The sequence below is a fragment of the Frankia sp. CoWAU3 genome, from assembly GCF_977971855.1.
Genome location: NZ_CDWWXB010000161.1, coordinates 1 through 7,941, shown reverse-complemented (window position 1 = coordinate 7,941; position 7,941 = coordinate 1). Strand labels below are relative to the sequence as shown.

Annotated in this window: 8 protein-coding genes and 1 pseudogene; 7 read left to right on the top strand and 2 right to left on the bottom strand. The window is 69.5% G+C overall.

Annotated features, from left to right (window positions below):
• The 3 genes from AC08ON_RS13705 to AC08ON_RS13695 all read left to right on the top strand — a co-directional run.
• Positions 1–272, top strand: a 272-nt coding sequence (locus AC08ON_RS13705) for a hypothetical protein (RefSeq protein ID WP_476617100.1), incomplete at its 5' end; no start/stop codon positions are given.
• A gap of 264 nt (positions 273–536) precedes the next feature.
• A complete protein-coding gene (locus tag AC08ON_RS13700) occupies positions 537–1,349 on the top strand; it encodes a hypothetical protein (RefSeq protein ID WP_476608490.1) in 813 nt (270 codons plus the stop codon).
• A gap of 20 nt (positions 1,350–1,369) precedes the next feature.
• Positions 1,370–2,104 (top strand): L,D-transpeptidase, encoded by a 735-nt coding sequence (locus AC08ON_RS13695; RefSeq protein ID WP_476608489.1) that lies wholly within the window; start codon positions 1,370–1,372, stop codon positions 2,102–2,104.
• Positions 2,105–2,159: 55 nt separating this feature from the next.
• Here the strand turns inward: AC08ON_RS13695 and AC08ON_RS13690 are convergent, their stop codons facing one another.
• A complete protein-coding gene (locus tag AC08ON_RS13690; RefSeq protein WP_476608488.1) occupies positions 2,160–2,816 on the bottom strand; it encodes a UdgX family uracil-DNA binding protein in 657 nt (218 codons plus the stop codon).
• 213 nt (positions 2,817–3,029) lie between these two features.
• On the opposite strand from AC08ON_RS13690, the gene AC08ON_RS13685 reads away from it, so the two are divergent.
• The 3 genes from AC08ON_RS13685 to AC08ON_RS13675 all read left to right on the top strand — a co-directional run bounded on the left by AC08ON_RS13685 (position 3,030) and on the right by AC08ON_RS13675 (position 5,817).
• Positions 3,030–4,037: a membrane protein gene (locus AC08ON_RS13685; RefSeq protein WP_476617099.1), complete on the top strand. Its 1,008-nt coding sequence runs from the start codon at positions 3,030–3,032 to the stop codon at positions 4,035–4,037.
• Between the two features lie 196 nt (positions 4,038–4,233).
• Positions 4,234–4,632 (top strand): hypothetical protein, encoded by a 399-nt coding sequence (locus AC08ON_RS13680; protein ID WP_476617098.1) that lies wholly within the window; start codon positions 4,234–4,236, stop codon positions 4,630–4,632.
• Positions 4,633–4,659: 27 nt separating this feature from the next.
• Entirely contained in the window at positions 4,660–5,817 is a 1,158-nt protein-coding gene (locus tag AC08ON_RS13675) for a CE1 family esterase (protein WP_476608469.1), read from the top strand.
• Between the two features lie 28 nt (positions 5,818–5,845).
• On the opposite strand, the gene AC08ON_RS13670 is transcribed toward AC08ON_RS13675, so the two are convergent.
• Positions 5,846–6,529 (bottom strand): hypothetical protein, encoded by a 684-nt coding sequence (locus AC08ON_RS13670; protein ID WP_476608470.1) that lies wholly within the window; start codon positions 6,527–6,529, stop codon positions 5,846–5,848.
• A 1,045-nt stretch (positions 6,530–7,574) separates the two neighbouring features.
• Here AC08ON_RS13670 and mscL point away from each other — a divergent pair.
• A pseudogene (gene mscL / locus AC08ON_RS13665) lies at positions 7,575–7,880 on the top strand (large conductance mechanosensitive channel protein MscL); the annotation flags it as partial.
• Positions 7,881–7,941 lie beyond the last annotated feature (61 nt).

Here is a 7,941-nt window from a genome sequence, read left to right as displayed (position 1 = left end):
GCCACGCCTGCAACCGACCCAGCCCACACCGGAAATCCTCACCTCAGGAATCTGGTCTAAACCGCGGAGAACAAAGGGATTTCGTTGGTCTTCTCGTCGACGTCGACCTGTGTCAGGAGCACGCCGCGGGCGTGGGCGAGGACTTCGGGCAGGTGCACGTGGCGGCTGCCGTGCTGGGGGCGCATCGTCGTTCCATCTACCGTGAGCACGCGCTGTACCCGGCCCGCCCGCCATGCCGGGCGGTGCGGGGCGGCGTCGAGGGCCGCCAGTGAGCCTGGATCCAGGCTTCGGCAGCTCTTTCCAACGCCGCCCGGTGCGGGCGTCCCGGGCCCATTCCCCTTCCCTGGCGATCATGAAGTGTCGAGAACTCCATGATCGACAAAGGGGTCGCGCCCGTCCTCCGTCCCTCTTCGACCCAACAGTTCCGCTACGCCGGACCCGGCCCGCCGGGGACGAACGGCGCGTTGCTACCTTCTTGGCTGCAATCGCTCCTACCCGCAATCAACGTGCTCGGCACACGTCGAGGAGACGGATTTATGCGTATCACCAGAATGCGTGCCGCGGTGGCCGGCGTTCTCGGCATGGCGACCATCGCACTGGCCTCCCCGGCGCTCGCCGAAACTCCGGAACCGTCGCCCACCGCCATCGCGACGGCCACGGCCGCCGTCACCCAGTCGAGTCCGTCCCCCCTCGTCTCCGACACCCCGACGGCGACCCCGAAGACAGGGCCGTTGGCCGGCCTGGACTCGGCGGGCAAGCCGACCGGGTCGGCCGGCCCGACCGCCACTCCGAGCCTCGATCCGAGCGCCACGCCGAGCGCCACGCCCACCGACGCCGCGGCTCTGATTCTGGGCGCGACGGCGAGCGCGACGTCCTCCGCGACCCCGACCACCGGCACCGGCAAGCCGACACTCGATGGTTTCCTCGACCTGCTGCCCTTCAAGGTCCCGCTGGACAAGCAGATCAACAGCATCGACGACATGGACGTCAACCCGTTGTTCCTCACCTTCACCTGCGACGACTCCGTCCCCTCATGGAAACTAAAGAACACCGCGGACAAGGCCTTTGGATTCGGCTGGTTCGACACCAGCCTGCACGGCGGGATTCTGGACATCGGGCCGAAGCAGACCGTTGACCTCCCCTCGAAGGCACTCGCGGTAATCGGCTCCCCCTGGGACGCCAGGACCAAGGTTCTGCTCGTGACCGTGCCGACGGTCGGTGTCTCCAACTGCACGGGCGGATCGGCCCCGCCGCCGCTCGCACCGCCCGCTCCGCTACCCGTCGCGGTGCCCGTCGCGGTGCCCGCCGCCACGAGCGCCGTCCCGGCCGATCCGCACTACACGCGATGAGCTCCGGACCTGGTCCCAGGATGGCTGCGAGCGCCCTCGCGGCCATCCTGGGTGGCGTCGTGCTGACCGGCTGCGGCGACGGCGCCAGGAACGCATCCACCGATCTCTCCCCGCAGGTGCGCAACCAGCTCGCCGCCGCCGCCGGACTCGGCCAGGGAAAGAGCACCGTGGTCACGGCCGTGGGTGCCAGCGTCGACGTTTACAGCGCCCCGACCGACACCCAACCCTCCTCCACTCTGGCCAGTCCGAATGAGAACGGCGTCAGGCGGGTCTTCCTCGTCCAGGCCAAGCTGTCGGGATGGTGGCAGGTACTGCTGCCGGTGCAGCCGAACGGCAGCACCGGATGGTTGAAGGCGGACCAGGTCACCGCGTCCGAGACGCCGTACCGGCTGGTTGTCTCCCGCAGCAGGCACCGACTCCAGGTGTTCAGCAACGGGACGCAGATCGCCGAGGAGCCGGTGGGGATCGGCACCGCCGACACCCCGACGCCGGGCGGGCGTTTCTATCTCATGGAGCTGCTCAAGCCGCGTGATCCGAACGGTCCGTACGGGCCGTATGCCTTCGGGCTCAACGGCTTCTCGACATCACTCAGCTCGTTCGGCGGCCACAAGCCGGTCATCGGCGTGCACGGGACGAACGAACCAAAGCTCATCGGCAAGGACGTCAGCCACGGATGCATCCGCCTGAGCAACGACGCGATCACCAGACTCGCCCAGACCGTTCCCCTCGGCACGCCGATCGACATCGTCGCCTAGACGAAGATCGGTAACGAGGCCCTTCCCGGTGGAGGATCGCCGGGGCCCGGACGGACTATGCGTCCACCGAGGCGGACGGGTCCATGGTGGGACGGGCCGCCGCGGCGATCCGCAGATCGTCGACGAATCCGGCGTAGACCTCGTCACGGCGGGCGGGATCCGCCCGTAGCACCGCACTGGGATGCAGCGTGGCGAGCAGCTGAGCCCCGGAGCCTGCCGGCCCGGGGAGCAGCCGGCCACGCATCTTCGTCACCCGGAACGACGGTCCGAGCAGCGACATGCCTGCCGTAGCCCCCAGGATCACGACGATCGCCGGCCGAACGAGGTTGAGCTCCGCGGATAGCCAGGGACGACACGCGGTGACATGCCGCAGGTCCGGGGTCTGATGAATCCGCCGCGGACCGTTGCCGGTGCGATACCGGAAGTGCTTGACGGCGTTTGTCGTGTACACCTCGGCACGGTCGAGTCCCACCTCGCCGAGGGCCCGGTCGAGCAGCTTGCCGGCGGGGCCCACGAACGGCACACCCCGCCGGTCCTCGATGTCGCCCGGCTGCTCGCCGACGAGGGCGAGCCAGCTATGCGCGGGGCCGACCCCGAAGACCGTGCGGGTGCCGGGCAGTTGTGCGAGGTCGCATCCCTGGCACTCGGCAGCCGCCGCCGCCAGGGTCGGCAGATCCGCCCGTGGTGGTATGTGTACGGGCTGCATGCTCATCCACCGATTCAACCGGACGGGCCCTCGCCCGTCCGCACGAGCCCTGGGAGACCCGGTTGTGCCGGGAACCCGGTGCCGGGGGTGCCCCGACCGCCGGGGGTGCCGAGGCCGGATATCTGGCCCCCGGCGGTCGGGGCAAACCACGGGGCCACCCCCACAAAATAGCGGCGTGTCATCATTCAACTACACAGTGTTTGCTGTTGTGCTGTACGGGTGACGCTTGCCGTGGAGTGGGATCGGGGCTTCTCCGACGCCTGGTCGCAAATCGCCGCGACAGCCCCGAAAACTGGCCTCTTCCTCGCGATCTGTCTGCTCGGTTGGCTGTTGGTTCGGGCGGGTACGCACCTCGTCACCCGGTTGACCGAACGCGCCGGCCTGGATCGGATCATCGATCGCGCCGGCCTGCCGCGGCTACTGCACCAGCCAGCCCCGAGCGTGCGGGCGGGCGGGCTGCGGGTGCTCATGGGCATCGGCCTGCTCGGCGTGCTGCGGATCGCGCTGGGGGTTTTCGGACCGAACGCGGCCGAGGACACCGTGACCGATCTACTCGCTCTGCTGCTCCATATCCTGCTCGCGACGCTGGTCATCATGATCGGGGTCGGCCTCGCCCGGGTCGTCCAGACCTTCGTCACGGAGGCACTACGCGACCTCGCGTACGGACGGGCGGCCGGCAACATCGTGGCCACCGTGCTCGTGGTCGCCTTCGGCAAGGCGGCGTTGGACGAGGTGGGACTCGCGACGTCGGTCACCACACCGCTCCTCTGGGCGATCCTGGCCTCCCTCACCGGTGTGATCGTCGTCGGCGTGGGAGGCGGCCTCATTCGACCCATGCAGATCCGATGGGAGGAGATCCTCGATCATGTCGAGGACACCGCCGCCGAGGCTCGAGCGAAGTGGCACGATCGCCGCCCCACCACGGTGCCCCAGGTATCGTGGGTCTCTCACCGCTCGTCCACACCCCACGGCTTCCCGGGTCCCGCCGGTCCCACCGGTCCCCACAACTCCCGGGCACACACAGACTCCCCGGCACACACAGACTCCCCGGCACACGCGCCGAAACGGCCGCTGCCCCCACCGGCCGTCGCCTCGCCCCGACCCCCAATCCCGCCACCGGGTGAGGGACCACTGTCCAAAACCGGCTCCTCCGAACGGCCTCCACCGTCCGCGGTGGACGAGCCCCCGCCGACCGCCGGCCGACCGCTTCCGGGGGGACCCACGTAACGTGTGGTCCGTCCCCCACGTCCCGGTCGCGTCGACTGGTGGGTGTGCGTTCGGCGAACTGCGGCGCGTTCGGGCCCCAGGTGGGGCACTCTGGAAGAGGACGGACGGTAAAAGTCGGTCACTGACCTCGACCACGCATATCGCCCTGACCCGGACACCTGACCCAGCCAGGGGACCCCGCCGGATCGGTCCGCATGTGGCCGATCCTCACGGCGGGCACCTCATCAACGTCACGAGTGGCGAGCGGAGGGACATCTCGGTGGACGAGCTCTCGGATATGGAGCGCTCCCGACTGCTCCTCGGCTGGCTGGCGGCGCGGCGTGCCGTGGACAACTGTCTGTCGGACCTGCTCGCCGCCGGTCCCGCCGGAGAGCGGCGGGTACGCGAGTCACTCGCTCTCGTGGACGATCTGGAAAGCCGTGCTCAGGAGGCGTTCGACCGTTACCGCACGGCCGCGGAGAACACGGAGGCACGGTCATCGGGCCGCTGGGTACCTTCCGACGCGGATCGTCCCAGACTCAATGTGGTCCGCGCCCCCGAAGGCGATCTCGCTCGTAGTAGATCGAACACGAAGAGCAATCACCGACACCGGTGACGCCCGGGGCGCTGGACACGCGCCAGAATGGCCCTCGTGCCAGCCGTCCGTCGCCGCCGCGTCGCCGCGGCCTGGCTCCTCGCCCTCCTGGTTTCCCTTCTGCTGACGACGTCCGGCTGCGGCGTGCTGGAGGGTCCCCGACGTGGTCATGTGGTCCTGGCCGCCACCCCGGCGCCGACCACGGGTCCCGATGCATTCGAACGCTCCGGACGGGGCGCCCCCATCCGGGTGACCCTGCCCCCGTCCGACGCCCCGAAGCCCTATCCCCTGCTCGTGGCACTGCACAGCCTCTACTACGACGGCACGGATCCCGAGCAGCACTGGGACCTGGACGGCCTCGCCCGTACCGCCGGCCTCGCCGTCGTGTACCCGGACGGCCTCAACAGGGCATGGAACGCTGGAACCTGCTGCGACCCCGCCGTGACCAACCATACCGATGACGTCGGCTGGCTACGCGCGTTGATCGCGCATCTCAGCGAGCACTACCCGATCGACCGGAACAGGGTCAGCCTGATCGGTCTGTCCAACGGTGGCATGCTGGCCTACCGGTACGCCTGCGAACACGGAGACGAACTCGCGGGCATCGCCGTCGTGGCGGCCAGCCGTCAGGTGTCGGACTGCCATCCGGGCGCCCCGCTGACCGTCGTGGACGTCCACGGCGGGGCGGACGGCCATATACCCTACCAGGGGACCCCCTGGTCGCCGGTGCTACGGACCGCGATCACGTCGGTCGAGGAGAGCATGATCCCGTTCCGGTCGGTGGATCGCTGCCCCGTCCCGAGCCGGCCTACGGACACTGTCCTCACGGATTCGACCGGCGTGCCATGGCACGCTCCGGTGGCATCACCGTCCGCGCTGAGCGTTGGAACGGATGCGGACGTGGCCACGCCCGTCGCCGTGCCCCCGGTGCACCCGGCAAGCGCGCCGGTGAACGCCGCCCCGCGGGTCCCGATGCCGAGCGCCGTCCCGGGTGTGCCCGCGAATTCGACCGCAGTGACGTCACCGGCCGTCGCCCTGCGCAAGGAGACCCCCTGTGCCTCCTCGGCCCGGGTCGTGCAGTTCCTGCTGCCCGCCTTGGCCCACGGCTGGCCTGCCGTCTCCGGACCGGCCGCCTTCGCCACGGGCAGGATGATCTGGAATCTGCTGGCTCCGGCCCGTTCCGCGCGGCCCGGCCCACGGATGTGACCCATGACGGCCAACCGGCGGGGACGGATCAGGCCGGCGCGAACGACGACCGCAGTGCGCCCATCAGCGTGTTGAGCGACGCCAGGACGTTGGTCGACACTCGCGCGATGAGCACGTACACGGCACCGGCCACCGACACCGTGCGCATGAGGTAGGAGACCCGCTGCCCCTCCCGGTCGTACGAGCCGGCAAGTTCCTGGGTGGGCTGATCGCTGGTGTCCGTCGCCGGACCGGAATGGTCCCTGGTCAGACCGGGGACCGTGTTGAACTCGGCGGACTGGACCTGCGTGAGCGCTGCCACCGGATCGCGCACCGCGACCCGGGCCACCCCGATCATCTGCGGTCCGTACTCCGAGACGGTGCCGGGCTCGCCATAGAAGATGCCGGTGTTGTCGCGCCGCTGCTTCCACACCGGCGGGTGGGAGAAGGTGGCCTTCTGCACGGTGTCGGTGAACGAGGTCCAGTCCGCCGGCACCGCGATCTGGCCCGCGGCCGCCTGACCGCCAGCCGCCTGACCGCCAGCCGCCCCTGTGCTTGGGCTGGGCGCGGCCGCTGCGGGGCCGCCGGACGATGCTGCCGTCGGCGCCGGGGCCGCATTGGCGGTCCGGCCGCTGGGCCGGACCTTTTCCCAGACGGCACCGGCCCCGACGCCCACCCCGAGTGCCACGGCCAGCACCACCAGGGCCACCCCGACCCGATGCAGGAAAGGCATGGTGTCGGAATCACGATCTCCCTGTCGGGAATCGCGAGCGTCGTCATCGTCGGGGAAATCGGCTGTGCCCGCGGCGGAGGCCAGGCTCCCCGAGCGACGCGCCGCGACCCGCTGATCGGCTCCGAACCGCGCCGGACTCGGCCGGCTCCGCCCCACGCCCGGCGGGTAAGCCTCGGGCCGATCAGGCCGATCAGGATCGGTTCGGTCGGCATGGCGTCGGTCGAGTCCGAGGTCGTCGCCGGCATCCCTGCCGTAGGGCATCCGCGGGCCTGTTCCACCGTCTCTCATCCCGGCGCCGCCGGTCGGCGGACCGCCTGTGGAGGCACCGTCGGCCCGACGTGTCGGCATCGCCGTTCTGGCCCGCGGCAGACCGACCTCATTCGGCCGATCCGGTCCACCTCGTGGAGCCGACCTTCCATCGGTAGCCCATCCGGGTGGTCGACGCCCGGGAGTGGAACCGGGTGCGGGTGCGGGAGTGGAACCAGGAACGACTCGGGACCGCAGGCCCTCGGTCCGAGCGGTCCGAGCGGGCGGGACGAGCGCCCGGCGCATCGAGGTGCCGGTGGACGGGGAATCGATATCCTCGGGCTGTATCGAACCGCCCTGACGTGGACTGCCATGGCGGGGATCGCCATGGCTCGCCGGTACCGGGTGGTAGGACCCGGTCACCGGTCCAGCGGCGTCATATGGCCCGGTCGGAGGGCCGTAGCCGCTAGGCCGCGGACGCGGATCCGGCCCCGCTTGTTGGTACGGTTCCATCGAGGGACCCCTACCGCTCCCCTGATAGTAGGGAGACTGCCGGTCGTCGTCGTCCCACTCGGTCCGTCGCACACCGTCCGTCACCAGACGACCTCCGATCCCGAGCTCCGCTTGCGTCCACCCGTCCCACCGGTGTACCACGGCGTTGCGTCGACGTTGCGCGAGCTTAGTTGGCAGTAGCCCCCCGAAGGCGTAGAGGGATCGGCCAGGTACCTCGCCGGTCACCCACTGATCTGCGTCGATATCCTCCCATGTCATCAGGCACATATTTCAGGGGGGACGCCACATGAAGGGCTTCAGGCAGTTCCTGATGCAAGGGAACGTCGTCGACCTGGCGGTCGCGGTCATGGTCGGTACCGCCTTCACCGCAGTGGTGACGTCGCTGGTGAAGACCATCTTCACCCCGCTGATCGCCGCGATCTTCGGCAAACCCGACTTCTCGGCCCTCACCTTCACCATCAACGGCAGCGTGTTTCGGTACGGCGAGTTCATCAACAGCGTCATCGCATTCCTCTCAGTCGCTACAGTGATCTACTTCGTGGTAGTGCTCCCCCTGAACACCATCAACGAGCGGCGGACGCGGGGGCAGGTCAGGGCCGCGCAGAGATCACGCTACGTTGTGATCGGTGACGTTTTGTAGACGTGCTGTGGGG